The organism is Agromyces sp. NPDC055658, assembly GCF_053618155.1.
In genome coordinates this window covers 149,518-175,744 of sequence record NZ_JBSHHD010000003.1, presented here as the reverse complement: position 1 = coordinate 175,744, position 26,227 = coordinate 149,518, and the positions used below count along the sequence as shown (strand labels likewise).

The following is a 26,227-nucleotide window of genomic DNA, read 5'->3' as shown; positions in this document are numbered from 1 at the left end:
GCCGTCGGTGCCGCTACAACTCGACGACGGTCATGCCGGAGCCCGACGCGCCCGCGGTGCCCATCGCGGCGAGCGCCGCCGGCACCTCGTCGAGCGAGATGCGCCGTCCGACGAGCTCGATCGGCCTGAAGTCGCCCGAGGCGACCGCACCGAGCATCGACGGATACTCGTGAGCCGCCATGCCGTGGCTGCCGAGCAGCTCGAGCTCGCCCGCGATGACCGCGTCCATCGGCATCGCCGCGAGTGCGGAGTCGCCGACCATGAGGCCGATCTGCACGTGACGTCCGCGCTTCTTGAGGCTCTGCACGGAGGCGAACGAGGTCTCGCTCGAACCGAACGCGTCGACCGAGACGTCAACGCCGCCGCCGGAGGCCTCGACGATGCGCGCGGCGGCGCCCTCGCCGCCCTGGATCGGCACGGCACCGAGCGACTCCGCCGCCGAGAGGGCCGCGTCCGAGACATCCACGCCGTAGACCTTGACCCCGGCCGCGACGGCGATCATGATCGCCGAGAGGCCGACCCCGCCGCAACCGTGCACCGCGATCTGCTCGCCGGGCGCGAGGCGGCTGCGCGAGACGATCGCGCGGTAGGCCGTCGCGAAGCGGCAGCCGAGTGACGCGGCCTCGACGAAGCCGAGCGACTCGGGCAGCCGGATGAGGTTGAGCTCGGCCTCGTCGATGGCGACCAGCTCGGCGAACGAGCCCCAGTGCGTGAAGCCCGGCTGCGACTGGTGGTCGCACACCTGCTCGTTGCCCGAGCGGCACTCGTCGCAGCGCCCGCACGCGCAGATGAACGGCGCGGTGACGCGATCGCCGACCCGCCAGCCGCTGTCGTCGGGGACCTCGGAGCCGAGTGCCGCGATCTCGCCGGCGAACTCGTGCCCCGGCACGTGCGGCAGGGTCACGGTGTCGTCATGGCCCATCCAGGCGTGCCAGTCGCTGCGGCAGACCCCGGTCGCGCGCACGCGGACGACGGCGCCGCGGGGCGGGCAGACGGGTTCGGGCACCTCGGTGAGGCGGGGCGGGGCTCCGAATTCGTCGAAGAGCACGGCGCGCACGGGGGGTCCTCTCGGTTCTGCTGGCCCGTCGGGTCGGGTCGCGGGGATGCCGCACGACCGGCGGCCCCCTCCCGCGCCGCTCTCGCGACATCCGTGAGCCTACCGGCCCGCGACGGGGTCGCCGGCCATCACGGATGCCGCTGCCGAAGAATTGTGTAACAATTTCTCGATGCGCTTCGTGTTCGCCGTCCTCCTCGCGGCCGTCTGCTTCGGCACGACGGGCACGGCGCAGGCGCTCGGGCCCGACGCGAGCGCGGGTTCGCTCGGCGCGGCCCGGCTCGTCATCGGCGGTGGCGTGCTCGGGCTGCTCGCCCTCGGGACCCGGCGGCGGCGCGGGGCGGACGGGACTCCCGCCGCGCCGCCGACCGGCTCGGCCGGGGCGTCGGGCACGAGGCCTCCGCTGCCGACGTGGCTGCTCGTGCCGGTCGGCGCGGCCGGCGTGCTCGCCTACCAGCCCGCGTTCTTCGCCGGCACGGCCGCGAACGGCGTCGCCGTCGGCACGGTCGTCGCGCTCGGCTCGGCACCGGTGCTGACCGGCGCGCTCGACTGGCTGCTGCGCCGCCGCTACCCCGGCCATCGCTGGGCGGTCGCGACGGTGATCGCGACCACGGGCGTCGCCATCCTCGCCGCGAGCACGGCCGGCGGGGCGGGCGCCGGCGGCGGGGCCGGCGGCTCGGCGGGGCCGCTCGGCCTTCTGGCGTCGGTCGGGGCCGGGGCCTCGTACGCCGTCTACACGCTCGCGGCGAAGGCCCTGCTCGACCGCGGGTGGACCGCGACCGGCAGCATGGGCGCCCTGTTCGGCACGGCTGCGGTCGTCGCGGTGCCGCTGCTCATCGCCTCGGATGCCTCGTGGCTCGCGACTCCCGCCGGGCTCGCCACGGCGGCGTGGCTGGGGCTCGTCACGACGACGCTCGCCTACGTGCTCTTCGGCTACGGGCTCACCGGCCTCGCCCCCGCGACGGTGTCGACGCTCACGCTCGCCGAGCCGCTCACGGCGGGCGTGCTCGGCGTCGTGCTGCTGGGCGAGCAGCTGACGCCCGGGGCGGCGGTCGGCCTCGTCGTGCTCGCCGCGGGCATCGTCGTGCTCGCCGCCGGCGGCGCGGGTCGCCCGGGCAGCCGCTCGCGCGCCGCATCACCGGCCGGTGCCGGCGGCGCCGGATAGCGTCGCGACATCGACGTCATCCTCCTCGCGAAGATCGAACGGGTCGACGACATCGACCTGCCGACGGGGCATTGGCCGCAGTTCACGAAGCCCGTTCAGCTGGGTCAGGCGATCGTGGCGGCGCTGTCGAGCCGACCGCGGTGGATCACCCGCTCCAACATCGAAGGCGAGCGGTCACCCGCCCGCGACTCACCGCCGTTCGGCCGGCGCCCCGTCGACCGTCTCCGCCGCGCCTTCGCCGACCGCCGGCGCCTCGGCGGTGTCGGCCGCATCGGTCGAGCCGGTGATCGTCTGCGGCTCCGCGTACCAGTGGTCGACTCCGCGCGGACAGGTGCACGCGAGTGCCACCGTCTCGTCGATCGTCACCGCGCGGAAGAACTCGCGGTGCGGCACCTGAACCCTGCGTCGTCGCATGTGCTCCGCCCCCTCGCCGTCGGAGTGCTCCGTCGGCACCCGTCATGGAAGAGACGCGGCCGGCCCCGGATCATGACGCACGCGGAGACGACTCAGAGTTGCCCGGCCGAGACCGAGAACGTGTCGCACGCGCCGGCGCCCTGCTCGAACCCGGTGCGGAACCAGTCGACCCGCTGCTCGCTCGTGCCGTGCGTGAACGTGTGCGGGTTCACCTGGCCCTGCGCCGCCTGCTGGATCCGGTCGTCGCCGACCGCCGCCGCCGCGCTCAGCGCATCGCGGTACTGCGCTTCCGAGATCGGCCGGAGGAACGGCACGCCGTTCACGTCGGGCACCGTCGCGGCGCTCGCCGCCCACGCCCCGGCGAAGCAGTCGGCCTGCAGCTCGACGCGCACCGCGTTCGAGGCGGGGCCGGTCTGGCCGTCCTGCGCCTGCTCGAGGATGCCGAGCACGTTCTGCACGTGATGCCCCCACTCGTGCGCGACGACGTACATCTCGGCGAGGGGTCCACCGCTCGAGCCGAACCGCTGGCGCAGCTCGTCGTAGAAGGTCACGTCGAGGTAGATCGTCTGGTCGGGCGGGCAGTAGAAGGGACCGGTCGCCGCCGATGCGCTGCCGCATCCCGTCGACGTGGCGGTGTCGAACATGACGAGGTCCTGCGGCGCGACGTAGTCGAACCGCAGCTCCTGCGCCTCGCGCTCCCAGTACTCCTCGAGCGAGGCCGCGGCGCCCTTCATGCGGCACTCGACGTTCTCGTTCGCGTCCTCCCCGGTGAGGCACTGCTCGAGCGAGGTGTCCTCCGACGAGGACCCGCCGCCGGTGTCGAGGCCACCGCCGAGCAGCCCGGTCACATCGACGCCGAGCAACTGGGAGATCACGACGAGCGCGAGCACGCCGAGCCCGCCACCGACCGCGATGCCGGTGTTGCGCCCTCGCTTCGAGGCCCGCCCCCGCGAGATGTCCGCGTTCGGATCGAACGTCATGACCCGACGCTACTCCGAGTCGGGCTCGGCCGAGGCATCCGCGTCGCCTTCGTCGGCCGGCGCGTCGCCGAACGGCTGCTCCGCGAAGCGGTCGGTCGCCGTGATGAGCGCGTCGAGGATCCCCGGCTCGTCGAACGCGTGCCCCGCGTCATCCACGATCGTGAACTCGGCTTCGGGCCAGGCCCGGTGCAGGTCCCAGGCGGTCATCACGGGGGTGCACACGTCGTAGCGCCCCTGCACGATGACGGCGGGGATGTCTCGGAGCCGCTCCGCGTCGCGGATGAGCTGCCCCTCCTCCCACCAGCCGCCGTGCCGGAAGTAGTGGTTCTCGATGCGGGCGAACGCGGCGGCGTACTCGGGTGCGGTGAAGCGGGCGATCGTCTCGGCCTGCGGCAGGAGGGTGATCGTCGACGACTCCCAGCGCGACCATGCGATCGCGGCGGGCTCGTAGACCTCGGGCCGCGAGTCGGCGAGCAGCCGGCCGTAGGCCTCGATCATGTGGGCTCGCTCGTCGACGGGCACCGGCGCGACGAACTCCTCCCACAGGTCGGGGAACAGCGCGGAGGCGCCGCCCTCGTAGAACCAGTCGAGCTCCGAACGGCGCAGCGTGAAGATGCCGCGCAGCACGAGTTCGGTGACCCGCTCGGGGTGGGTCTGCGCGTAGGCGAGTGCGAGCGCGCTCCCCCACGAGCCGCCGAAGACCTGCCACCGGTCGATGCCGAGGTGGGCGCGCAGCCGCTCCATGTCCGCGACGAGATGCCAGGTCGTGTTCGCCGAGAGGTCGGCGTCGGGCTCGGAGGCGTGCGGAATCGACAGCCCGCAGCCGCGCTGGTCGAACAGCACGATGCGGTAGCGCTCGGGATCGAACAGTCGGCGGTGCGAGGGCGAGGTGCCGCCGCCGGGGCCGCCGTGCAGGAACACCACGGGCTTGCCGTTGCGGTTGCCCGACACCTCCCAGTAGATGTGCTGCCCGTCCCCCACGTCGAGCATGCCGGTCTCCAGCGGCTCGATCTCCGGATACATCTCTCGCATGCGGCAACGGTAGCGAGCGCAGGATGCCGCGCCCCGGTGCCGCGCCGCAGCGGGGTCGGGGTTGACAACCGCCCGCCGGCGCAGCAGACGACCCGGCGCGTGGTTAGGCTCTCGGTATGGCTTCGACGAAGCCGATCACCGTCACGCTCACGGGCGCGGGCGGCCAGATCGGGTACGCACTCCTGTTCCGCATCGCGTCCGGGGCGATGCTCGGCCCCGACATCCCGGTGCGGCTCAACCTGCTCGAGATCCCCCAGGGGGTTCGCGCCGCCGAGGGCGCAGCGCTCGAGCTGCAGGACTCGGCGTTCCCGCTGCTCTCGCACGTCGAGGTCTACGACGACCCGAAGGCGGCGTTCTCGGGGGCGAACGTCGCACTGCTCGTCGGCGCGCGTCCGCGCACGGCCGGCATGGAGCGCGGCGACCTGCTCGCCGCGAACGGCGGCATCTTCGGCCCGCAGGGCGCCGCGATCAACGCGGGCGCCGCCGACGACATCCGGGTCGTCGTGGTCGGCAACCCGGCCAACACGAACGCGCTCATCGCCGCGTCGAACGCCCCGGATGTCCCGGCCGAGCGCTTCACCGCGCTCACGAGACTCGACCACAACCGGGCCCTGGGCCAGCTCGCGGTGACCGTCGACACCCCGGTCGCCGACCTGCGCGGCGTGACCATCTGGGGCAACCACTCGGCGACGCAGTTCCCCGACCTCGCGCACGCGACCGCGGCGGGCGACTCGGTGCCCGCGCTGCTCACGGCGCGGTTCGGCACCGACGGCTACCGCGAATGGCTCGTCGACGAGTTCATCCCCCGGGTCGCCAAGCGCGGCGCCGAGATCATCGAGGTGCGCGGCTCGTCGTCGGTGGCCTCGGCCGCCGCCGCGACGATCGACCACGTGCGCGACTGGGTGCACGGCACCCCGAACGGCTGGACCAGTGCAGCCGTCGTCTCCGACGGCTCGTACGGCGTGCCCGAGGGGCTCATCTCGTCGTTCCCGGTCGAATCGGTCGACGGTGCCTGGCGCATCGTGCCGGGGCTCGGGCTCGACGCGTTCGCGCGGCATCGCGTCGAGGCATCCGTCGCCGAGCTCGTGGACGAGCGCGAGGCCGTGCGCGCGCTCGGACTCATCTGATCGGACCCCTTCCAGTGACGTCGCCGTCGGCTCTATGCTGGGCCGACTCGACACACCGACGTCTGGAGCACCCGTGGACGACCCGTTCAATCCCCCGGTCGAACTCGACCCGTTCGCCGGGGCGCCCGCCGGCTTCCAGGTGATGTTCGTGCTCGTCGCCCTCGTCGGCGCCGCCGTGTTCCTCATCACGATCATCACGATCGTGCGCAGCTACATGAAAGTCCGCGAGGCCGGGCACGATCCGCTCACCATCCAGGCCGAGCTCGCGACGCGCACGCTCGACAGCGAGCTGCTCGCGCCGAAGCAGTCGATCGAGCAGCGCCTCGCCGAGCTCGACGGCCTCGCCGCGCGCGGCCTGATCTCCGACGCCGAGCGCGCGGCGGCGCGAGCCGACATCCTCGCGGGTCGCTGAGCGCCTGCGCGCGGCGGCGCCGCGATCGCGGCCGAGCGGCGGGTGCCCTGTTCCGGCCGCCGACCCTCCGCCGCCTAGGCTTGGACCATGGCCGAATCCCCCAGCCCGTCGCCCGCCGCCCGTCGCAGACAGCTCATCGTGGGGCTCGTCGTGGGGCTCATCATCGGCGTCGTCGTGAGCCTGTGGACGACGTTCTGGCTGTGGCTGCCCGCCGGCCTCGTCGTCGGCGCCGTGGCCGGACTCATCATGAAGCCGCCGGCCGACAGCTGAGCTCAGCCGGGTTCCGATCCGCGTCGCCGCTGCGCGTCGGCGCTCGTCAACCCGCGGTGGTGGACGCGAGGTAGGCCTCGATGCCGTCGATGAGACGGGCGAGTGCGAAGTCGAAGGCGTCGGTCGGGCCGACGTCGACGGCGCCGGCCGCCTGGCCCACCCGACCCGAGACCGGGTAGCGCTCGGGCTCCATGATGCGGTCGAGCAGGGGCGCGTTGCGCGCCCACCAGGCGTCGTCGGACTCGGCCGACGACTGGCGCAACCGCTCGGCGTCGAGGTGCGCCCGCGCCGGCCCGGCCACGAAGCCGAGCAGCATCGTGAGCACCCGGTCGAGGTCGACGTCGTCGAAGCCGAACCCGTCGATCGCGCGCAGGCACCACTCCCAGTGGTCGGAGATGTGCGGGCCGAGCGGCGGCCGGCTGGTGTCGACCGAGAGCAGCCACGGGTGGCGCAGGTACTCGTTCCACTGCAGGCGCGCGATGAGTGCGAGCCGGTCGCGCAGCGAACCGGATGCCGCGGGCAGCGGCACCTCGCCGGCGACGTGGTCGACCATGAGGTCGATGAGCTCGGCACGACCGGGCACGTAGGTGTAGACCGACATCGGCTTCATGCCGAGCCGGTCGGCGATGCGGCGCATCGACAGCGCCTCGAGCCCCTCGTCGTCGGCGAGCTGCACGGCCGCCCCGACGACCTCGTCGACGCTCGACCGCTGCTTCGGGCCGCGGGTGCCGACCGGGCGGCCGAGCCGCTCGCGCCACAGCAGTCTCAGCGTGAGGTCGGGCTCGCCGAGCCCCGTGGAATCAGCGGCCATGCCGGTTAGCCTACATTCTGCGTACACCTCACGGCGTTCACGTGCGATGCGCGTCGGGACGGCGCGCCGCGCGCCTGCTCACCCGACGAATCCGGCCACGATCGCACCGATCCCGTCGCGAACGTCGGCGTCGTCGCGCGTCGACTCCCCGTCGCCCGGCTGCGCACCGTAGTCGCCGAAGTCGGCGTGGTTCACGCCCTCGAGCTCGTCGAACCGAGCGCCGGCGGGCAGCAGCGGGGCCGCGGCGGCGATCTTCGCGGGCGTCGACAGGCCGTCGTTCGCACCCGAGATGCTCAGGACCTCGAGGCCCGACTCGCTGAGGTCGTTCGCGCAGTACGAGCCGAACAGCATGAGGCCGACCGGTCGGGGTTCGCCCCGGACCCCCTCGCCGGGCTCGGGACCGCTCGGCCCTCCGATGGGTTGGGAGGCTTCCGCCGCCCCATCGGCGAGCTGGCAGGCCCGCACCCCGCCGAGCGAGTGCCCGCCGACGTACCAGTCGTCGACCTCCGGCGCGAGCGACGTGAAGGTCGACAGCGGCCGCTGGTCGAAGAACGCGAGGTTGAGCGTCGGCTTCGTGATGACGACGGTGAGCCCGGACGCCTCGGCGACGCCCGACAGCTTGTAGAGGTACGCGTACGGGTCGGCCTTCGCCCCCGGGATGAAGACGAGTCCCGCACCGGTCGCCCCCTCGACGGGCTCGATCACGATGCCGGCGTCGTGGCTCGTGATCTCGACGGACTCGTCCCGCCAGGCGGCGAGCGCCGCAGGACGCTCGCCCTGCATCACCGTGTGCGCGTACACGAGGAAGACGACGACGAGCAGCGCGAGCACCGCCACCACGGCGGCGAGGATGCGAACGAGTCGGGCCATGCCCACAGTCTGCCGCGCCCGCACCGCGGGTCGCGAACGGGCGAGAGCCGAGGCATCCACGATGGGGATGCCTCGGCCCTCGAGCCGCACGCGGCGACTACCGCTTCTTCTTGGCCTTCGCCTTCTCGGGCACCGGCAGGGTGCCCGCGCGGCGCTCGGCGTCGAAGTACGCGCGCGCCTCGTCCTGGCGCTCCTGCTCGATGCCGGTCGCGATCGTCGCTCGCAGGTGCTCGGGCTTGAAGCCGAACGCGTCGACGAGGTCCTGCGCGTGCGGGCGCAGGCGCTCGAGGAGCCGGTCGATGTACGCCGTCACGGCCTGCGCGCGCTGCGGCGAGAGGCGGCCGTTCACGAGGTACCAGGCGAGGTGCTTCTCGAGGAGGCCGAGGCCGAACAGGTCGCGCACCCAGGTCAGCACCTGCTTCGTGCCCTCGTCCTCGACGCGGGCGAGGCCGCGGGTGAACGCCTCCCACTGGAGGAGCTCGCCGTGGGCGCGCGCGGCCTCGATCAGCTCGTTCTGGTTGCGGTTGAACGCGGCCGCGGCGTCGGCCTTCGGCAGCTTGCGCGCGTCGCGCAGGCGGCCGGCGATCTCGGCGATCATCGCCTCGACGCGATCGGTCAGCAGCTCGCGCTGAGTCTCCTCGTCGCGCAGCTCGCTCACCGAGCGCGCGGTCGAGCCGAAGTCGGCGATCGTCTGGCCGAGGCGACGGAGGCCCGTGCCGTGGTACGCGCGCTCCGCGGTCTGCGCGACGACGTAGCGGGCCATCGCGCCGGCGTCGGCGTTCTTGAACTGCTTCGAGAAGTCGGTCAGCAGGCGCTTCGCGACGAGCTGCAGCAGCACGTTGTTGTCGCCCTCGAAGGTCACGTAGATGTCGAGGTCCTGGCGGAGGCCGACGATGCGGTTCTCGGCGATGAAGCCGGCGCCGCCGCAGGCCTCGCGCGCCTCCTGCAGCGTGTCGAGCGCGTGCCACGTCGAGAGCGGCTTGAGCGCGGCGGCGATCGTCTCGAGGTCCTGGCGGTCGTCGTCGGTGTCGGCCTTGCCGCTGAACACCGCGTCGAACTTCACGAGGAACTCGTCGTGCGCGAAGTACTGCGCGTACGTCGTCGCGAGGCGGGGCAGCAGCCGGCGCTGGTGGCGCTGGTAGTCGAGCAGCACCTCTTCGTCGGTGTCGCTCGACGCGGTGAACTGCCGGCGCTGGTTGCCGTAGGTGATCGCGATCGCGAGCCCCATCGCGCTCGCGACGGTCGAGGCGCCGTCGAGCGAGACGCGGCCCTGCACGAGGGTGCCGAGCATCGTGAAGAACCGGCGGCCGGGGCTCTCGATCGGCGACGAGTAGGTGCCGTCGGGGGCGACGTCGCCGTAGCGGTTCAACAGGTTCTCACGCGGGATGCGAACGTTCGTGAAGTGCAGGCGGCCGTTGTCGATGCCGTTGAGGCCGCCCTTCAGGCCGTCGTCCTCGCCGCCGACGCCGGGCAGGAACTCGCCCTCGTCGTCGCGGATCGGCACGTAGAAGCAGTGCACCCCGTGGTTCACGCCCTTGGTGATGAGCTGCGCGAAGACCGTCGCGTGCTTGCCGTGGAGCCCGGCGTTGCCGAGGAACTCCTTCCACGCCGCGCGGAACGGCGTGTGGATCACGAACTCCTCGGTCGCCTCGTCGTAGGTCGCCGTCGTCGCGATCGAGGCGACGTCGGAGCCGTGCCCGATCTCGGTCATCGCGAAGGCGCCGGGCACCTCGAGCGACATGATCGCGGGCAGCCACTTCTCGTGGTGCGGCTTCGTGCCGAGGTGCAGCACCGCGGCGCCGAAGAGGCCCCACTGCACGCCCGACTTGATCTGCAGGCTCGGGTCGGCCGTGACGAGCTCCTCGAACGCGGCGATGTTGCCGCCGTGGTCCTCCTGGCCGCCGAGCGACTTCGGGAACGCCCGGTGCACGGCGCCCTGGTCGACGAGGAGCTTCAGCTGCCCGAGCACGCGCTCGCGGTGCTCGGACATCGGCAGCCCCTCGATGCGCTGCAGCTCGGGCATCGCGGCGCGCTCGCGCGCGGCGATGCGGATGTCGGCCCAGGTGCCGAGGAGCTGACGGCCGAGGGCCGCCACGTCGATGCGGGGCTGCGCGGATGCCTCGGGGCGGGCATCGTTCGGCCGCGCTCCGCCGACGCGGGCGGGCGCGGACATGTCGTGCGAGGTGCGTGGTGCGGTGTCAACCATCGTCGGTCTCGTCCTTCGTGTGGAGTCGTGTGCGTCACATGGCGGCGCGCGGCTGGCGGCGTCGCTGAACCTCTCTCCACGGTAGGACGGCGCCCGGCGAGCCCGAAACGGTGCGTCCGCGCCCTACAAACGAGGGTCGAGCAGCTTCGTCAGGGCCTGTGCTCGCCCTACAAACGAGCCGGCCCTCGGCGTAGTGGCATCCACAACGCAGGGCGCGCGGCAGGTGGCACCGGGCCTCGTCGCACGGCCCGTGGCAGAGCGATCAGCCGCGGAAGAAGGCGTCGGCCCGACGCGTCCAGAGGATCGCGATCACGACGACGGCGATCGCCGCGCTGAAGTACTCGCCGATGGCGCCCGCGGGGTACGCGATCGCGAGGAAGATCGATGCGACGATCGAGAGCGCCTCGACGATCGTCACCACGAGGCGTGCCCCCGCGCTGCCGCGCAGCAGGCCCGCGGCCACGATGATGACGATGATGCCGATGAGGATCGACACGATCGCCGATGCGATGAGCTGGCTCGCACCGCCGAAGGCCTCGACCGTCGCGGCGACGCTCGTCTGGAAGAGCAGGAGCGTGCCGCCGATGATGTCGAGCAGACCCGAGATCCAGGTCAGCACGGCCACGAACGTCACGCCTCCGGGTCGTTTCACGGCTCCCATGGCTCGATGCTAGCGACGAAGGCCGAGCGGGTGAGGAGCGACGCGCGCAGCGCCGGTCGGGCGGTCGAGGAGCGAAGCGTATCCAGACGACCGGTCGCAATGGTCTCGATACGGCGCTGCGCGCCTACTCGACCGACGGGACCGAGGTGGTCTCGACACGGCGCTGCGCGCCTGCCCGACCTACTCGACCTGCTCGACCGACGAGTCGGAGTAGCGCAGGCCGTGGCCGTGGCGGAACAGCGGGTCGGCCGTGTCGAAGGGCACGTCGGGCCGGCTCGCCTCGACGGCGGCCATGCAGCGCGGCAGGTCGAAGGGCAGGCGGCCCTGCGGCTCGGCCGCGCCGGTCACGACGTCGAGCAGCGCCCGCGCGCTCGCGCCCCAGTTCGCGGTGATCGCCGCGACGTCGTCGACGATCGGCGTGAGGATCGCCGGCCGGTCGAGGAACACGTCGACGACGGTCGGCACGGCGGCCGCGACCGCACGCACGTGCGCGACCACCTCGTCGGGGAAGTCGAGCGAGCCCGAGTGGAAGAAGTTCTCGAAGGACGTGGGGCGCTGCTCGAACGGCGCCACGAGGCGCAGGATCGCGACGTCGGCCTCCGCGGGCGTCGCGACGGCCTCGCCGTACTCGGCGGCGATCTCGGGCTCGACGCCCTCGACGTACAGCTTCAGCCCGCGCGCGATGGGCAGGGTGGGCGAGGATGCCTCGGCCGAGGCATCCGCTCGCCCGGTGTTCACCAGCAGCGTGATCGCCGCCCGCTGCGCCGCCTCGCCCGCCGCGACGAACTCGGCGGAGCCGACCACGCGCCTGGCGCGCTCGACGTCGACGAAGCGGTGGTCGAAGAGGCCGAGCACGAACTTCTCGCGGAGCAGGCGCCGCGCCGAGGCATCCAGCCGCTCTTCGGTGATCTCGCCGTCGCGCACGAGCTCGACGAGCAGCTCGGGGCACGCCTCGCCGCCGAACTGGTCGCAGCCGGCGTCGATGACCTTCTTGACGCGCTCGCGCGGGCTCAGGTGCTCGACGCCCCACGCGCGTGCCGGGAACGGCTCGCCCATGATCTCGTCGTCGTTGATGAGTCCCCAGTCGGTGCACACGATGCCGTCGAAGCCGTAGCGCTCGCGCAGGAGGCCCGTGATGACCGACTTGTTGAAGCCGAACCCGACCTCTTCGAGCCCGGTGCCGACGGGCATGCCGTAGTACGGCATGATCTGGCTGGTGCCCGCCTCGAACGCGGCCTCGAACGGCTTCAGGTGCAGCTCGAACTCGCCGCCCGGGTAGACCTGCTCGCGGCCGTGCGCGAAGTGGGGGTCCTCGCCGTCCTGCTGGGGGCCGCCGCCCGGGAAGTGCTTCGTCATCGTCGCGACCGAGTCGAGGCCGAGCTCGGCGCCCTGGAATCCGCGGATGTACGCGGCGCCGAGCCGGCTCGCGAGCTCGACGTCCTCGCCGAACGTCTGGAGGGCACGCGACCAGCGCGGCTCGGTCGCGAGGTCGATCTGCGGGTGGAGCGCGACGCGGATGCCGACGGCCGTGTACTCCTGGCGGGCGATGTCGGCGAAACGCTCGACCGTCGCCTCGTCGCCGATCGCGGCGAGGCCCATCGACTCGGGCCACACCGAGAACGCGCCGGCGAACAGGGCGGCGAGCGGATTGTCGCTGTACGAGTTGCGGGGGTCGCTCGAGATCGTCACCGGGATGCCGAGGCGCGTCGAGGCGGCGAGCTCCTGCAGGCGGTTGTGCCACTCGGCGAACGCACCGGGGTCGTCGGGCGCCTGGTGGATGTTGAAGTGGTTCATCTTGAGGTCGTTGACGAACTCGTCGGTGGAGCCGCCGCCGGTCTCGTCGGCCTCCTCGGCGAGCGCGCCGTCGGGGCCGATGCCGATGACCGTCTGGAAGAAGAGGCCCGCCTTCTCCTCGAGCGTCATCTGCGCGAGCAGGATCTCGACGCGCTCGGCGACCGGCAGGCTCGCATCGCGGTACCGCGTGTCGAGGCCGGGTTCGGCGCCCGCCGGCTCGGCAGTCGAGGGGGCGGATGCCTCGGTGTCGACGTTCTGCAGATCGGTCATGCCTGCACTCCTTCATGCTTCGGGCTCTGGTGCGGCGCCGTGGCGGTGCCGCGGCCGCCCTTCGATCATAAACCGAGCGCCGTTCGGGATTGAACGCCGCTCGGTCGATGACCTGGATTCGACGGTGGGCCGGGGTCAGTCGGAGCCGGCCTCGACGTAGCTCAGGTCGTTGACCGTACGCACGGTCCACTCACCGCCTCGGTACTGCAGCTCGGAGACGGCGCCGTTCTCGATGCCCTCGACGACCTCGCTCAGGTCGGCGCCGAGCGCGTCGAGCGTCGCGATGATCGTGATGCCGCTCGAGACCACGAGCACGTCGCCACCCCGCTTCGACTGCTTCGCCGCGATCTCGTCGAGCGCGGCGAGCGCCCGCTCTGCGACCTCGCCCGGCGTCTCGGCCGTGAACCCGCTGCCCTCGTTGAGACGCGCCATCGCCTCGAGTGCCGCGCCCATGTCGAACTCGGGGTCCGAGAACAGCTCGCCGGCATCGGCGTAGCCGAGTTCGACGGCGACGTCGTTCCACATCTCCATGCCGTCGCCGCCCTCGTACTTGCCGAAGGCGATCTCGCGCAACCGCGCGTCGCGCACGATGTCACCCCGGAAGCCGAGCTCGCCGAGCGCGAGCGAGGCCGTCTCGTAGTGGCGGACCATGTCCGCCGAGTACGCCGCCTCGAAATCGACCCCGGCCTCGGCGAGCCCCGTGCCGAGGTGCTCGGCGACGGCGCGCCCGTCTTCGGTCAGCGGCGAGTCCGACCAGCCCTGCACGCGGCCGAGCGCGTTGAGCATCGTCTCGCCGTGGCGGGTGAGGTAGATCGTGACGGTCTTGCCCTTGGGCTTCTGGTCGACGGCGGGCTTCTTGTCGACGGGCTGCGTGGCGGAAGCGTCGAGCACCATCTGCGGCGCGGCGAAGCCGGCGAGCGAGGTCACCGCGGCGGCGACGGCGATGCCGGCGAGGGCGATACGGGCGATGCGACGAGACGGCATTGTCGTGGTCCTTTCGGGTTCGGGGCACCCTGATCGGGCGTCGGCCACCGAGCCTAGCCCGTTTTCGACCGATTGGTAACAAAAAGACGGATGGAACGCCACGGACCGATAGCGTCGTGTCGTGGGCAAGCACGACGAAGCGACCGGCGGCGGTGCGCGTTCGCTCGACGGCGCCGTCGCACCGACCCGGCAGGCGAGGTCGGCGCTCACTCGTGCGCGCATCCTCGACGCGGCGCAGGCGGCCTTCGTCGAACAGGGCATCGCCGCGGTGTCGCTGCGCGATGTCGCCGAGCGGGCCGGCCTCTCCCATCCCGGCGTCCTGCGCCACTACGCGTCGCTCGACGCACTGCTCGGCGCCGTCGTCGAGCGACTCGACGACGCGAACGCCGACTGGATCGAACACGAGCCCGTGCCGGTCGGCACGCTCGGTGCCGCCGCGCTCGCCCGCCGCAACGCGGCCGCACCGGGCTATCTCGAACTGTTCACCGCGCTCTCGGGGGAGGCGACGAGCAGGTCGCACCCCGCCCACGACATGATGCGGGCCCGCTACGCCCGGGTTCGCGCGTCGATCGCGGATGAGCTCGTGGCGAGGGCGGCTGTCGCGGCATCGGATGCCTCCTGGTCGGCGACCCTGCTCATCGCCGGGTGGGACGGGCTGCAGGTGCAGCAGCGCTACGCCCCCGATTCGATCGACCTCGTCGGCGAACTCGAGGCGCGCGAACGGCGGCTCATGGGAGCGCCGGCCCGAACGCCCTCGTCGGACACGGCCCGGCCGGGCGGGCCGGGCGAGCCGACCGGGCCGGGCGGGCCAACCGGGCCGGGCGGGCCAACCGGGCCGGGCGGGCCGACCGGGCCGGGCGGGCCGACCGGGCCGGGCGCCCGCACCGCACCGGAGGGCGCGGGCGGCATGCTCGCGCCGACGGTGCTGCTCGAGCAGCCGGAACCGCCCGGGGCAGGCGGCGGCACCGCGACCGGTGCCGGCGCGCCGCAGCGCCCTGCAGCCAGCGCGCGCGGCGCCAGGCGTCACGAGGCGATCGTCGAGGCGGCGACCGAGCTGTTCGCCCGCGACGGTTTCACGGGCACGAGCCTCGCCGCGATCGCCGGCCGCACCGGCATCTCCAAAGCCACCCTGTTGCATCACGTCGGCTCGAAGGCCGAACTCCTCACCGAGGTGCTCCGGCACCGCGACCGGCTCACGATCACCGGCGGCGCCCCAGCGCGCGGCGGAGCCACCGATCGTCTGCGATCGCTCCCGGCGACGGCCGAGCGCACGGCCGCAGCGCACCCGGGACTCGTCGAGCTCTACGCCGTGCTGTCGTGCGAGGGCGCGACGCCGGGACATCCGGCCCACGAGTACTTCGCGCACCGCTTCCGCGAGACGCGCCGCTACTTCGCGAGCCTGCTGCAGGGCGCGCGCGACGAGGGCTCGCTCGCGCCGGATCGTGACCCCGGCAGCGAGGCCGCTTGGCTCCTCGCCGTGTGGGACGGCCTGCAGATCCAGTCGCTCTACGACCCGGCCGTCGGGGTCGCCCGACTGCTTCGGCGGCACCTCGACGACGTGCTCGGGCCGGCCGAGGGGCGCGCGCCCCGAGACATCCCGTCGGCGGTCTGAGGCCGCACGACCGACGCCCCACGACCGAAGCGACGCGACGCGACCGGCGCCGACGGCCTCAGGCGGCGCTCTCGCCGACCACGGAGATGAGCGCCTCGCCGTAGGCCTCGCGCTTCTTGGCGCCGATGCCCGTGATGCCGTCGAGCTCGGCGAGGCTCGCCGGCTTCGCGACCGCGACCGCACGCAGCGTCGCGTCGCCGAAGACGATGTACGCGGGAACCCCCTGCTCGCGAGCCTCTCCGGCGCGCCAGGCGCGGAGCCGTTCGAACAGCTCGGCCTGGGCGGGCTCGAGGTCGGCGGCCGCGGGGGCCGCCTTCGCACGCGAGCGGGGCGCACGCTCGACCTCGGTGCGGAGCATGACGCTGCGCCGCCCCGACAGCACCTCGGCCGCCGCGTCGGTGATGGTGAGGGTGCCGTACTCGCCCTGGGTGGCGAGCAGCCCCTGCGCGAGCAGCTGGCGCACGACCCCGCGCCACTGCTGGTCGCTGAGGTCTTGCCCGAGCCCCCACGTCGAGAGGTCGTCGTGGCCGTACTGGCGCACGCGGGGCGTCTCTTTCGCGCGGAGGATGTCGATGAGGTGCCCTGCGCCGAACTGCTGGCGCCGCTCGCGCTTGAGCCGCACGATCGTCGACATGAGCTTCTGGGCGGGCACTGTGCCGTCCCACGAGGCGGGCGGCTCGAGGCACGTGTCGCAGTTGCCGCACGGCTCGGACGGCTCGCCGAAGTAGGCGAGCAGGTTCTGACGGCGGCACTGCACGGTCTCGCAGAGCGCGAGCATCGCGTCGAGGTGGGCCGACATGCGACGCCGGTGCGCGAGGTCGCCCGGGCTCTCGTCGATCATGCGCCGCTGCTGCACGACGTCTTGCAGCCCGTACGCCAGCCACGCCGTCGCCGGCGCCCCGTCTCGGCCGGCTCGCCCCGTCTCTTGGTAGTAGCCCTCGACCGACTTGGGCAGGTCGACGTGGGCGACGAAGCGCACGTCGGGCTTGTCGATGCCCATGCCGAACGCGATCGTCGCGACGACGACGATGCCGTCTTCGCGGAGGAAGCGGTCTTGCGTCGTGCGCCGCAGCTCGGCGTCGAGGCCCGCGTGGTACGGCAGCGCGTTCACGCCGTTCGCCGCGAGGAACGCCGCGATCTTCTCGGTGCTCGCACGGCTCAGCGCGTAGACGATGCCCGGCACCGGGTTGCCCGAGGCGTCGACCCCCTCGCTGCGCACGAAGTCGAGCAGCTGACGGCGCACCTCGAGCTTCGGCGCGATGCGGTACTGGATGTTCGGGCGGTCGAAGCTCGACACGAAGTGCTTCGCCCCGCCGAGCGAGAGTCGCTCGGTGATCTCACGGTGCGTCGCCTCGGTGGCCGTCGCGGTGAGCGCGATGCGGGGCACCTCGGGCCAGCGGTCGGCGAGCTCGGAGAGCGCGAGGTAGTCGGGCCGGAAGTCGTGGCCCCACTGCGCGACGCAGTGCGCCTCGTCGATCGCGAAGAGCGCGACCGTGCCGCGGGCGAGCAGTTGCTTGGCCGACTCGGTGCCCAGCCGCTCGGGCGCGATGTAGAGCAGGTCGAGCTCGCCGGCGAGGTAGGCCCGCTCGACGGCGGCGCGCTCGGCCGGCTGCTGGCTCGAGTTGAGGTAGGCCGCGCGCACGCCGTTGCGCACGAGCGCGTCGACCTGGTCGTGCATGAGGGCGATGAGCGGCGACACGACGACGCCCGTGCCCTCGCGCAGGAGCGCCGGGATCTGGTAGCAGAGGCTCTTGCCGCCGCCGGTCGGCATGAGCACGACGGCGTCGCCGCCCGAGGCGACCTGCTCGATGATCGCCGCCTGCTCGCCGCGGAACGCGTCGTAGCCGAAGACGGTGTGCAGCGCTTCGAGCGCGCTCTCGAACCTGGCGGGTGCGGCGACGGCGGGCCGCTGCAGACCGGATGCCTCGTGCCCGGCCGGACGGCTCACCGCGGGCCGACCGAGGCCCGCCGGGGGCGTCGCCGGGCCCGCCTGCGCCGTCGCCCACTCGACGGCACCGCCGCGGTACTCGTCGGGAGGCGGGGGCGGAGCCCACTCGTCGTCGGGCGGTGGAGCGAGCTCGTCGAGGTCGAACGGGACCTCGTCGGCCCAGTCTGGTTCGGCGCTGCTGCTCACCCGACGAGTCTACTGAGCGCCCCCGACGTACCGGCTGGCCTCGGGCGGGCCTGCCTCGGCCTGGAGCATCCGGGCGGCTGTGGAGGACGGGAGGCACCCCGGCGGCCACGGCCATGCGAAGGGGGCCGGGTGCGCATGCACCCGGCCCCCTCCACGTCGGATTCGGGTCAGCCGACGTTCAGCGTGAACGAGCTCACCGTGCCGGTCGTGGGCACCGTGATGTCGAACCGCGTCTGGCCGCTCGCGCCCGCGGGGACCGCGAACGTGACGGTGGCCTTGCCGATCTCGTCGACCGTCGGGGTGTAGGCCCGCACGACCGGAGCCGTGGCGAGCTGCGCTCCACCCTGCGAGATCACGACGGTGCCGGCCGCCGTCTCGCTTCGGCTGAAGTCGAGCGACGACAGCAGCACCGTGACGATCTCGCCCGGCGCGTAGGTGCCGTCGCCCTGGACGTCGACGCCGACCGCGCGCTGGGCGGTGTCGGGCTTGACCGTCTGGTTCGGCGCGGCCGCGAGATAGTCGACCATCGACTCGAGGTCGATCTTGCCGGAGTCGGCCTTGTTCGTGCCCTTGCCGAGGGTGAAGAAGTTGTCACCACCGGCAGCGAGGAACGAGTTCGCCCCCACGAGGTACGTCGCGGACAGGTCGATCAGCTCACCGTTCAGGCGCATCTCCGTGATGTGCGGCGATCCGGGCGGGACGGTGGGGTCGTAGGTGTACGTGAACTCCTTGTTGACACCGAGCTTCAGGAACGGACGCGACGATCCGGTGGGCTGCCACTGCTCCTCGAGGACCTGCTTGATCTGCGCTCCGGTGAGGTTCAGCGTCACGAGGGTGTTCGCGAACGGCTGCACGTTGGCCGCCTGCCGGTACGTGACCGTGCCCGAGGCCAGGTCGGCGCGGAGGCCGCCCGGGTTCATGAAGGCGACGTCGACCTTGTCCTGGCGATCCTCGTTCAGCGACCAGAGCTGCGCATCGGCGACCAGGTTGCCGAGCGTGGACTCACCGCCGCGGTTCTCGGGGAACGACGAGGCACCGGCCGGGTCGGAGGCGACGGCTCGACCGAACGCCCCGTCGGCCGTGCCGAGCGGCACGCTGCCGAGCTCGTCGGCGACCTTCACCGCGTCGTCGACGATGGGCTTCACGGCCGGGTCGTCGGCGAAGAGCGGCGTGGTGCCGTCCATGAGGCTGAAGATCTCGTTCTTCATCGTGAACGTCTTGGTCTTGCGGTCCCACTGGATGTCCATCTTGCTGAACCGCTCGCCGTACTGTCCGCTCGAGATCACCGGCATGGGCGCGTGCTTGAACGCCGGCGAGTCCGCGGTGGTGATGACGTGGTTGTAGGCGAGGTGCGTGTGGCCCGAGACGACCGCGTCGACGTTCGCATCGACACCGAGCACGATCTTGCCGAAGCGCGAAGCGCCGTCGACCGCCGACGACTTCTCGACCGTCGCAGCACCCTCGTGCACGAGGGCCACCACGATGTCGGCCTCGCCGTTCTCGTCGTTGCCGTCGCTCAGCTGGTCGGCCACCCGGTTGATCGCCTCGGTCGGGTCCTCGACCGTGATGTCGGCGATGCCGGCCGGGCTCACGAGCGACTCGAGCTCGTCGGTGACCGCACCGACGAAGCCGATGGTCACACCGTCGAACGTCTGCGTGAAGTACTCGGGCAGGGCGGCGTCGCCCGTCGCCTTGTCACGGATGTTGGCACCGAGGTACTCCCAGTCGGCCATCGGCATCACGCGCTCGGTCAGGTCTGCGAAGCCCTGGTCGAACTCGTGGTTGCCGACCGAGCTGACGTCGAGACCGGCGGCGTTGAGCGCCTTGATGGTCGGCTCGTCCTTCTGGATGAACGACGTGAAGGTGGAGGCGCCGATCATGTCGCCGGCGGCCGCGAACACGGTGTTCGGGTTGCCGGCGCGGATCTGCTTCACCGCGCTCGAGAGCGCCGCGATGCCGCCCGACGGGGCCGACTGCTCGATGCGACCGTGGAAGTCGTTGACCGTGACGAGGTCGATGTCGACCTTGCCGGGCACGGCCTCCGAGCCGACGCCGACGAGGATCGGGTCGTGGTCGCTCGAGCGGAACGGCGTCGCCTCGGCCACCGTCTCTGCGGCGGGGCCCCAGTACTCGCGACCGGCCCACTCGGGCGAGTTGATCGACCAGACCGCGGTCTTCTGCACCCGGCTCGCCGCGGCGGGCGAGGCGATCACGTGGTCGAGCGAGCCGAGCTCGCCGTCGAACGAGTAGGTGTACTGACCGCGCGCCCTGCTGAACACGAGGTCGGTCCAGCCCGCGTCGGTGAAGACCTTGATCGGGTCCTCCTTGGCGTACGAGTTGAAGTCGCCCACGAGGTAGATCGCGTTCTTGCGGTCCTCGGAGAGCGAGTTCGCGAACGCGAGCAGCGACTCGGCCTGCTTCACGCGCTCGTCGTTGAAGGCGTCCTGCCCGGGCTCGGGCGACGGGTCGGTGCCGCTCTTCGACTTGAAGTGGTTCGCGATGACGGTCACGAACTGCTTGCCGTACTTGAACGTCTGGGCGATCGGCTCGCGCGCGATGTCCCACACGGTCTCGTCGATGATCGTCTGCGCCTCGCCGCTCGGCTTCACCGTGGCGGGCTTGTAGATGATGGCGTTCGTGATGACGTCGGTGATCGCGGCGTCGTGCAGCGCCTCAGGCGTCGTCACGTACTTCCACGTGCCGGCACCCGCCGCGCTGTTGAGCCCCGCGACGAGGTTCGCGAGCGCCTCGTCGGGCGTCTCGCCGAGCGCCGCCGAGTTCTCGATCTCCTGGAGCGCCACGACGTCGGCGTCGAGGCCGTTGATCGCCTTGACGATCTTGGCCTTCTGCACCGCGAACTCCTCTGCGGTGTCCGCGCCGCGCGCCTCCGAGTTCTCGGACGTGAGCGTCGTGAAGTAGTTGAGCACGTTGAACGACGCGACCGTGATGTCGCCGCCGACCGCGGGAGCGGTGGTGGGACGCGGGTTGCCGATGACCTTGCCCGCGGCGTCGACGCTCGCGAACGTCGGCTTCACCGAAGCCGGGCTCGCGTCGTTGATCGGGGTCCGCGGCTGCAGGCGCCACTCGTTGAAGCCCCAGCCGAGCACGTAGCCCGACGCAGGGAAGCTCGCGACGTCGCCGTTGCGCACGACGGTGCCCTTCGTGAAGTAGGGCTGGTCGCCCGGGTGAGCCGGGTTGTCGGTGCCGTTCGAGTTGCGCACGGCGATGCTGTAGCCGTCGTCGAGCAGGATGCGGCTCGCCCTGTTCGCCGCGGCGATGTCGCTCGCCGCCTTGGTGCCCGGGCGCTGCGTCTCGGTCGACTTGACCGGCATGGCGGTGCCCGCGTTCAGCCAGAGCTCGCCGAACCGATTGAGGTTGTGGCTCGAGATGACCTTGTAGGTGCCGTCGGGCACGACGAGCATTCCCTCGAAGACCTCGCGCGCCGCGTTGCCGACGGCCGTCGCGGGGAGCTTGGTGGGCGCGGGAAGCCCTGCATCCGCCTGCACGAGCTCGACGTCGGCCGCCGTGGCGGGCCGGAGCTGGGTCTGGCCGTTGAACTCCTCGACGGTGCCCGTGACGCGCACCTTGTCGCCGATCTCGACGCCGGGGTTCTCGCCGTGGAGATAGACGAAGACGCCGTCGGAGGCCTTGGGCGTGATGTCGGGGCCGGGAGTCTGGATGAAGATGCCGTCGTAGCCGCCGACGCGGTGGTCGGCCGTGACGACGCCCTCGGTCACGACGGCCTGGCCGACGAGCGGGCTCGCGGCGACGTCGGTGCCCTGGATCTGGGCGATCGTCTTGGCGACCGGCAGCACCGGGCCGCCCGGGCTGCCCGAGTTCTGCGGCGTCGGGGTCGTCGTGAAGGAGAAGTCCTTCGAGTTGTCGTCGGTGTCCTTGAAGTTCGTGCGGACGATGCTGCCGGGGTCGGAGTTGGAGCCCGGGTAGGCCGCGGCGGCCGTCTCGAAGTTCAGCGAGCCGCCGTAGCCGACGTAGTCGGCGACCTGCGGGTTGTTCACGACCGAGCCGTTGCCCGGGTTGATCGCCGAAGCGGTCTTCGCGAGGAAGAGCGAACCCGTCGTGCCGCTCGGCGCCACCGAGAACGAGGCGTCGGGGGTGGGCAGCGCCGCACCGGTGCCGCCGTTGCTGTTCAGGCCGATGAGGTAGTACCCGCCCGACTCGATGGTGCCGGTCAGTGCGCCGACCCCGCTCGAGGCGCCGGTGCTCGTCGCCGAGCGGTACTGGATCGACCATCCCGAGAGCGAGACGTCGGCATTCGTCGGGTTGTAGAGCTCGACGAACTTGTTCTGAAACGGCTGGTTCGCGCTGCCGCCGCGCGCGTAGACCTCGTTGATCACGACACCCGAGCCGTCGACCGCGGCGAACGCGGGCGCGGCGCCGAGCACCCCGGCGACGAGCGAGCCCGCAGCGGCCAGGGCCACCGCGGACAAGCAGTTGATTGTGCGACGTTGCATGACTCTCCTCATAGGACGATCACACCTCCACCTCGGATACGGCACCGAGTCGAGCGCGCCGGCGGCGGGGCGATGTCCCGTAGCCTATGACCGGCCTCAGGCCCTGCCAAGGGGATTCAGGCCCCGTTCGCCGCGATTTCATAACGGAATCCGTGACCGCTGCTCAGATGAGCAGAGCCCCCGATGAACCCCGCGCGAATGAGCAACGACGGCGCCCGATACGCTGGATCGACCATGCTGACCGCCGTCCTGTCGCTCACCGGAGCCTTCGTCTTCGGCTCGGCCGACTTCCTCGGCGGACTCGCGGCGAAACGCCTCGGCGCGGTGCTCGCGACGGCGGTCTCCGGGCTCGCGGGCCTCGTCGCCCTCGCCATCGCGGCGCCGCTGATCGGGGGCGTGCGCGCCCCGGCCGACCTCTGGTGGGGCGCGGCGGCCGGCGTCGCCGGCGCGGTCGCGATCGGCCTGCTCTACGCGTGCCTCGCGATCGGGCCGATGTCGATCCTCTCGCCGCTCACCGCGCTCGTCTCGGCCGTCGTGCCCATGGCCTGGGGGCTCGCGACGGGCGGCTCGCTCGGCCCCCTCGCGTACTGGGCGCTCGGCATCGCGCTCGTCGCAGTCGTGCTCGTGGGCTTCGTGCCCGAGCGCGGCGCGGTCAGGCCGAGCATCACCGGCATCGTGATGGGCATCGGGTCGGGCGCCGCGATCGGGGCGTTCTTCATCATCATCGACCAGACCGCCGACGAGAGCGGGCTGTGGCCGCTGCTCGTCAACAGCGCGGTGACCGCGGCGATCATGTTCGCGGTCGCCGGGGCGCTCGCACTGCCGGCGCGGTCGCGGGCGGCAAGGATGCCTCGGCGCGACGACGCCCAGCTCGATGCCGTCGCCGCGCACCGCCGGACCGGCCTGCGCATCGCGATCGCCTGCGGGCTCGTCAACGCCGCCGCCAACACGCTCCTGCTGCTCGGCATCCGCGCCGGTGAGCTGGCGATCGCGGCAGTGCTCGGCGCCATGTACCCGGCCGGCACCATCCTGCTCGCAGCGCTCGTACTGAAGGAGCGCATCGCGCCCGTGCAATGGGCCGGCCTCGTGCTCGCGCTCGTGGCGGCGGGCATGCTCGCGGTCGCGTGAGGGCGCGACCCGACCACCTCCACCGGTCGGGCAGCGCCCGACGACATCGGACGCGTATCGAAACCACTGACCCGGTCTCGGCGAGGGCTCACCGGGTCGAGGCGCATCGCGGCTCCGCGCCGGAGCTCCTCAACCAGCGGCCGAACGTCAGAGCCTCACGACCTCGGTGACCCGCACGACGGCGACGCCCTCCTCGACCGACGCCTCGAGGTCGACGTCGGCTCGGATGCGCCAGTCGTGGTCGCCGGCCGGGTCGTCGATGGTCTGCTCGACCCGCCACATGCCGCTCGAGGCATCCGACTCGTCGATGGCGACCATGCGCGGCGACCTGGCCGCCGGCCCCGTGCCGATCTCGTCGTGCTCGGCGTAGTACCGGTCGAGCGCGCCGGGCCAGCCCGCCTCGGGGTCGAGCTCGGCGAGCTCGTCGTCGCGCTCGAGGGCCGCGAGCTGCACCCGGCGGAACAGCTCGTTGCGCACGAGAACCGTGAACGCGCGCCGGTTCGTGACGACCGACGGGGGCGCCGGCGGGACGACGGCCCGCTCGTCCTCGGGCAGGTGGGCGGCCGGATCGATGAGCTCGGCCCACTCGTCGACGAGGCTCGAGTCGACCTGGCGCACGAGTTCGCCGAGCCATTCGATGAGGTCGTAGAGCTCCTCGTCCTTCGCGTCGTCGGGCACCGTCTGGCGCACGGCGCGGAACGCGTCGGAGAGGTAGCGCAGCACCAGGCCCTCGCTGCGGGCGAGCTGGTAGTACGAGACGTATTCTCCGAACGACATGCTGCGCTCGAACATGTCGCGCACGACCGACTTCGGCGAGAGCTCGAAGTCGCGCACCCACGGCTGGCTCGACGCGAAGGTCTCGAACGCCTGGTGCAGCAGTTCGTCGAGCGGCTTCGGCCAGGTCACCTCCTCGAGCGCCTCCATGCGCTGCTCGTACTCGATGCCGTCCTGCTTCATGGCGGCGACCGCCTCGCCACGCGCCTTGAACTGCTGCTGCGAGAGGATCGGCCGCGGGTCGTCGAGCGTCGACTCGATGATCGAGACGACGTCGAGGGCGTAGTGCCCGGTTCCGACGCCGTCGTTCGCCGTGCCGGTCGACGCGGGGTCGAGCAGCTCGATCGCCGCGAGCGCGAACGGCGACAGCGGCTGGTTGAGTGCGAAGTTCGGCTGCAGCTCGACGGTGAGGTGCAGCTCGACGCCGAGCCCGCCGCCCGCCGAGTGATTCCGTTCCGACCGGGTGTGGCCGTCGGCACGGGCACCGTCGGCGGAAACGGACACGCTCGACGAAGCGACCGGCGCGATCACCACGACGCCCGCGTCGCGCAGCGTGCGCAGGATCTCGAGCGCACGGCGCGCGAGCTCGAAGCGGCGGGCACGCGTCTCGTGGTTGTCGAACACGAGGGCGCGGATGTCGCCGACGACGTCGCCGCCGCGCGCGATCACGTTGATGAGCATGGCCGCCGTGAGCTGCAGGTGCGGCGTGAGCGCCTCGGGCACGGCGGTGATGAGCCGGTCGAACGAGACCTCGCTCCAGGTCACGAAGCCCGCCGGGGCCTTCTTGCGCACGACCTTCTTGAGCTTCTTCGGGTCGTCGCCGGCCTTGCGCAGTGCGACCTCGTTCTCGATCTCGTGGTCGGGCGCGAGCACGACGACGGTGCCCGCGGTGTCGTACCCGGCGCGGCCGGCCCGCCCCGCGATCTGGTGGAACTCGCGCGCGCTGAGCTGGCGCATCCGCTGGCCGTCGAACTTCGAGAGCGCGGTGATGAGCACCGAGCGGATGGGCACGTTGATGCCGACGCCGAGCGTGTCGGTGCCGCAGATGACCCGCAGCAGGCCGCGCTGGGCGAGGGTCTCGACGAGCCGGCGGTAGCGAGGGAGCATCCCCGCGTGGTGCACGCCGATTCCCGCCCGGACGAGCCTCGAGAGCGTCTTGCCGAAGGCCGTCGTGAAGCGGAACCCGCCGATCGCCTCGGCGATCTCGTCGCGCTGCTCGCGCGTGACGACGCGGATCGACGACAGTGCCTGAGCCCGCTCCATCGCCGCCGCCTGCGAGAAGTGCACGATGTAGACGGGAGCCTGTCGGGTCGCGAGCAGGTCTTCGACGGTCTCCTGCACCGGCGTCTTCGCGTACGAGAAGTGGAGCGGGACGGGGCGTTCGACACCCGTGACCTGCGCGGTGGGCCGGCCGGTGCGCCGCGAGAGGTCGTCGGCGATCGCCTCGACGTCGCCGAGGGTCGCCGACATGAGCACGAACTGCGCCCGCGGCAGCGTGATCAGCGGCACCTGCCATGCCCAGCCGCGGTCGGGGTCGCCGTAGAAGTGGAACTCGTCCATGACCACCTGGTCGACGTCGGCGTCGGCGCCGTGGCGCAGCGCGAGGTTCGCGAGGATCTCGGCGGTGCAGCAGATGATCGGGGCGTCGGCGTTCACCGAGCTGTCGCCCGTGACCATGCCGACGTTCGCCGCCCCGAAGACCTCGACGAGCTGGAAGAACTTCTCGCTCACGAGCGCCTTGATCGGCGCCGTGTAGTACGAGCGGCCACCGCGGGCGACGCACGTCGCGTGGGCGGCGACGGCGACGAGCGACTTGCCGGTGCCGGTGGGCGTCGAGAGGATGACGTTCGCGCCCGACACGATCTCGATGGCCGCCTCGTCCTGCGCCGGGTACAGGGCGAAGCCGCGGTCGTCGGCCCACTCGACGAAGGCGTCGTACATCGCGTCGGCATCGTACGGGCGCGGCGCGCGGTCGAGCAGGGGCTGGGTCATCCGTCGAGTCTGTCACGGCACGCCGCCTCGCCCGCTCGCTGGACTCCCGACCGGTCCTGACATCG

General features: G+C 72.0%; 19 protein-coding genes. 6 read left to right on the top strand and 13 right to left on the bottom strand.

Annotation, left to right across the window (positions count from 1 at the left end):
• Window positions 1-13: 13 nt before the first annotated feature.
• Window positions 14-1,057: a zinc-dependent alcohol dehydrogenase family protein gene (locus ACWGPE_RS02885; RefSeq protein WP_231429977.1), complete on the bottom strand. Its 1,044-nt coding sequence runs from the start codon at window positions 1,055-1,057 to the stop codon at window positions 14-16.
• Between the two features lie 169 nt (window positions 1,058-1,226).
• Between ACWGPE_RS02885 and ACWGPE_RS02880 the strand changes: the two genes are divergently transcribed.
• Window positions 1,227-2,219: an EamA family transporter gene (locus ACWGPE_RS02880; RefSeq protein WP_452048095.1), complete on the top strand. Its 993-nt coding sequence runs from the start codon at window positions 1,227-1,229 to the stop codon at window positions 2,217-2,219.
• Between the two features lie 189 nt (window positions 2,220-2,408).
• On the opposite strand, the gene ACWGPE_RS02875 is transcribed toward ACWGPE_RS02880, so the two are convergent.
• The 3 genes from ACWGPE_RS02875 to pip form a co-directional block, all read right to left on the bottom strand.
• Entirely contained in the window at window positions 2,409-2,633 is a 225-nt protein-coding gene (locus ACWGPE_RS02875) for a hypothetical protein (protein ID WP_231429975.1), read from the bottom strand.
• Between the two features lie 92 nt (window positions 2,634-2,725).
• Window positions 2,726-3,613, bottom strand: coding sequence for a KPN_02809 family neutral zinc metallopeptidase (ypfJ, locus tag ACWGPE_RS02870; protein WP_452048094.1), 888 nt, complete (start codon window positions 3,611-3,613; stop codon window positions 2,726-2,728).
• A 9-nt stretch (window positions 3,614-3,622) separates the two neighbouring features.
• Entirely contained in the window at window positions 3,623-4,645 is a 1,023-nt protein-coding gene (pip, locus tag ACWGPE_RS02865; RefSeq protein WP_275505387.1) for a prolyl aminopeptidase, read from the bottom strand.
• 116 nt (window positions 4,646-4,761) lie between these two features.
• Here pip and ACWGPE_RS02860 point away from each other — a divergent pair, with 116 nt between their 5' ends.
• The 3 genes from ACWGPE_RS02860 to ACWGPE_RS02850 all read left to right on the top strand — a co-directional run bounded on the left by ACWGPE_RS02860 (window position 4,762) and on the right by ACWGPE_RS02850 (window position 6,454).
• Window positions 4,762-5,772, top strand: a complete 1,011-nt coding sequence (locus tag ACWGPE_RS02860) for a malate dehydrogenase (RefSeq protein ID WP_231429972.1) — start codon at window positions 4,762-4,764, stop codon at window positions 5,770-5,772.
• 73 nt (window positions 5,773-5,845) lie between these two features.
• Window positions 5,846-6,184 carry an SHOCT domain-containing protein gene (locus tag ACWGPE_RS02855; protein WP_452048093.1) on the top strand — a complete coding sequence of 113 codons (339 nt, stop codon included), beginning with the start codon at window positions 5,846-5,848 and terminating at the stop codon, window positions 6,182-6,184.
• Window positions 6,185-6,271: 87 nt separating this feature from the next.
• Window positions 6,272-6,454, top strand: a complete 183-nt coding sequence (locus ACWGPE_RS02850; RefSeq protein WP_452048092.1) for an HPP family protein — start codon at window positions 6,272-6,274, stop codon at window positions 6,452-6,454.
• A 46-nt stretch (window positions 6,455-6,500) separates the two neighbouring features.
• On the opposite strand, the gene ACWGPE_RS02845 is transcribed toward ACWGPE_RS02850, so the two are convergent.
• The 6 genes from ACWGPE_RS02845 to ACWGPE_RS02820 all read right to left on the bottom strand — a co-directional run bounded on the left by ACWGPE_RS02845 (window position 6,501) and on the right by ACWGPE_RS02820 (window position 14,050).
• Window positions 6,501-7,265 (bottom strand): TetR/AcrR family transcriptional regulator, encoded by a 765-nt coding sequence (locus tag ACWGPE_RS02845; RefSeq protein WP_231429969.1) that lies wholly within the window; start codon window positions 7,263-7,265, stop codon window positions 6,501-6,503.
• A gap of 78 nt (window positions 7,266-7,343) precedes the next feature.
• Complete coding sequence (locus tag ACWGPE_RS02840; protein WP_452048091.1) at window positions 7,344-8,135, bottom strand: alpha/beta hydrolase; 792 nt, start codon at window positions 8,133-8,135, stop codon at window positions 7,344-7,346.
• Between the two features lie 97 nt (window positions 8,136-8,232).
• Window positions 8,233-10,341, bottom strand: a complete 2,109-nt coding sequence (locus ACWGPE_RS02835) for an acyl-CoA dehydrogenase family protein (RefSeq protein ID WP_452048090.1) — start codon at window positions 10,339-10,341, stop codon at window positions 8,233-8,235.
• A gap of 262 nt (window positions 10,342-10,603) precedes the next feature.
• Window positions 10,604-11,002, bottom strand: coding sequence for a DUF7144 family membrane protein (locus ACWGPE_RS02830; protein ID WP_231429966.1), 399 nt, complete (start codon window positions 11,000-11,002; stop codon window positions 10,604-10,606).
• 180 nt (window positions 11,003-11,182) lie between these two features.
• Entirely contained in the window at window positions 11,183-13,066 is a 1,884-nt protein-coding gene (locus tag ACWGPE_RS02825) for a glycoside hydrolase family 3 N-terminal domain-containing protein (RefSeq protein ID WP_452048089.1), read from the bottom strand.
• A 135-nt stretch (window positions 13,067-13,201) separates the two neighbouring features.
• Complete coding sequence (locus ACWGPE_RS02820; protein ID WP_452048088.1) at window positions 13,202-14,050, bottom strand: histidine phosphatase family protein; 849 nt, start codon at window positions 14,048-14,050, stop codon at window positions 13,202-13,204.
• A gap of 121 nt (window positions 14,051-14,171) precedes the next feature.
• Between ACWGPE_RS02820 and ACWGPE_RS02815 the strand changes: the two genes are divergently transcribed.
• Entirely contained in the window at window positions 14,172-15,662 is a 1,491-nt protein-coding gene (locus ACWGPE_RS02815; RefSeq protein WP_452048087.1) for a TetR/AcrR family transcriptional regulator, read from the top strand.
• Window positions 15,663-15,720: 58 nt separating this feature from the next.
• Here ACWGPE_RS02815 and recQ read toward each other — a convergent pair whose 3' ends face one another.
• Window positions 15,721-17,796 carry a DNA helicase RecQ gene (gene recQ, locus ACWGPE_RS02810; protein ID WP_275505378.1) on the bottom strand — a complete coding sequence of 692 codons (2,076 nt, stop codon included), beginning with the start codon at window positions 17,794-17,796 and terminating at the stop codon, window positions 15,721-15,723.
• Window positions 17,797-17,963: 167 nt separating this feature from the next.
• A complete protein-coding gene (locus ACWGPE_RS02805) occupies window positions 17,964-22,268 on the bottom strand; it encodes an ExeM/NucH family extracellular endonuclease (RefSeq protein WP_452048086.1) in 4,305 nt (1,434 codons plus the stop codon).
• A gap of 234 nt (window positions 22,269-22,502) precedes the next feature.
• Here ACWGPE_RS02805 and ACWGPE_RS02800 point away from each other — a divergent pair, with 234 nt between their 5' ends.
• Window positions 22,503-23,396, top strand: coding sequence for an EamA family transporter (locus ACWGPE_RS02800; RefSeq protein ID WP_452048085.1), 894 nt, complete (start codon window positions 22,503-22,505; stop codon window positions 23,394-23,396).
• Between the two features lie 147 nt (window positions 23,397-23,543).
• Here the strand turns inward: ACWGPE_RS02800 and ACWGPE_RS02795 are convergent, their stop codons facing one another.
• Window positions 23,544-26,162 (bottom strand): DEAD/DEAH box helicase, encoded by a 2,619-nt coding sequence (locus ACWGPE_RS02795; RefSeq protein ID WP_452048084.1) that lies wholly within the window; start codon window positions 26,160-26,162, stop codon window positions 23,544-23,546.
• Window positions 26,163-26,227 lie beyond the last annotated feature (65 nt).

Coding starts and splice junctions, on each gene's coding strand:
- ACWGPE_RS02845 (WP_231429969.1), bottom strand. CDS start 7,265: ATGGCCGCTGATTCCACGGGGCTCGGCGAGCCCGACCTCACGCTGAGA.
- ACWGPE_RS02800 (WP_452048085.1), top strand. CDS start 22,503: ATGCTGACCGCCGTCCTGTCGCTCACCGGAGCCTTCGTCTTCGGCTCG.
- ACWGPE_RS02835 (WP_452048090.1), bottom strand. CDS start 10,341: ATGGTTGACACCGCACCACGCACCTCGCACGACATGTCCGCGCCCGCC.
- ACWGPE_RS02830 (WP_231429966.1), bottom strand. CDS start 11,002: ATGGGAGCCGTGAAACGACCCGGAGGCGTGACGTTCGTGGCCGTGCTG.
- ACWGPE_RS02820 (WP_452048088.1), bottom strand. CDS start 14,050: ATGCCGTCTCGTCGCATCGCCCGTATCGCCCTCGCCGGCATCGCCGTC.
- ACWGPE_RS02875 (WP_231429975.1), bottom strand. CDS start 2,633: ATGCGACGACGCAGGGTTCAGGTGCCGCACCGCGAGTTCTTCCGCGCG.
- pip (WP_275505387.1), bottom strand. CDS start 4,645: ATGCGAGAGATGTATCCGGAGATCGAGCCGCTGGAGACCGGCATGCTC.
- ACWGPE_RS02805 (WP_452048086.1), bottom strand. CDS start 22,268: ATGCAACGTCGCACAATCAACTGCTTGTCCGCGGTGGCCCTGGCCGCT.
- ACWGPE_RS02795 (WP_452048084.1), bottom strand. CDS start 26,162: ATGACCCAGCCCCTGCTCGACCGCGCGCCGCGCCCGTACGATGCCGAC.
- ACWGPE_RS02825 (WP_452048089.1), bottom strand. CDS start 13,066: ATGACCGATCTGCAGAACGTCGACACCGAGGCATCCGCCCCCTCGACT.
- ACWGPE_RS02850 (WP_452048092.1), top strand. CDS start 6,272: ATGGCCGAATCCCCCAGCCCGTCGCCCGCCGCCCGTCGCAGACAGCTC.
- ypfJ (WP_452048094.1), bottom strand. CDS start 3,613: ATGACGTTCGATCCGAACGCGGACATCTCGCGGGGGCGGGCCTCGAAG.
- ACWGPE_RS02880 (WP_452048095.1), top strand. CDS start 1,227: ATGCGCTTCGTGTTCGCCGTCCTCCTCGCGGCCGTCTGCTTCGGCACG.
- ACWGPE_RS02860 (WP_231429972.1), top strand. CDS start 4,762: ATGGCTTCGACGAAGCCGATCACCGTCACGCTCACGGGCGCGGGCGGC.
- ACWGPE_RS02840 (WP_452048091.1), bottom strand. CDS start 8,135: ATGGCCCGACTCGTTCGCATCCTCGCCGCCGTGGTGGCGGTGCTCGCG.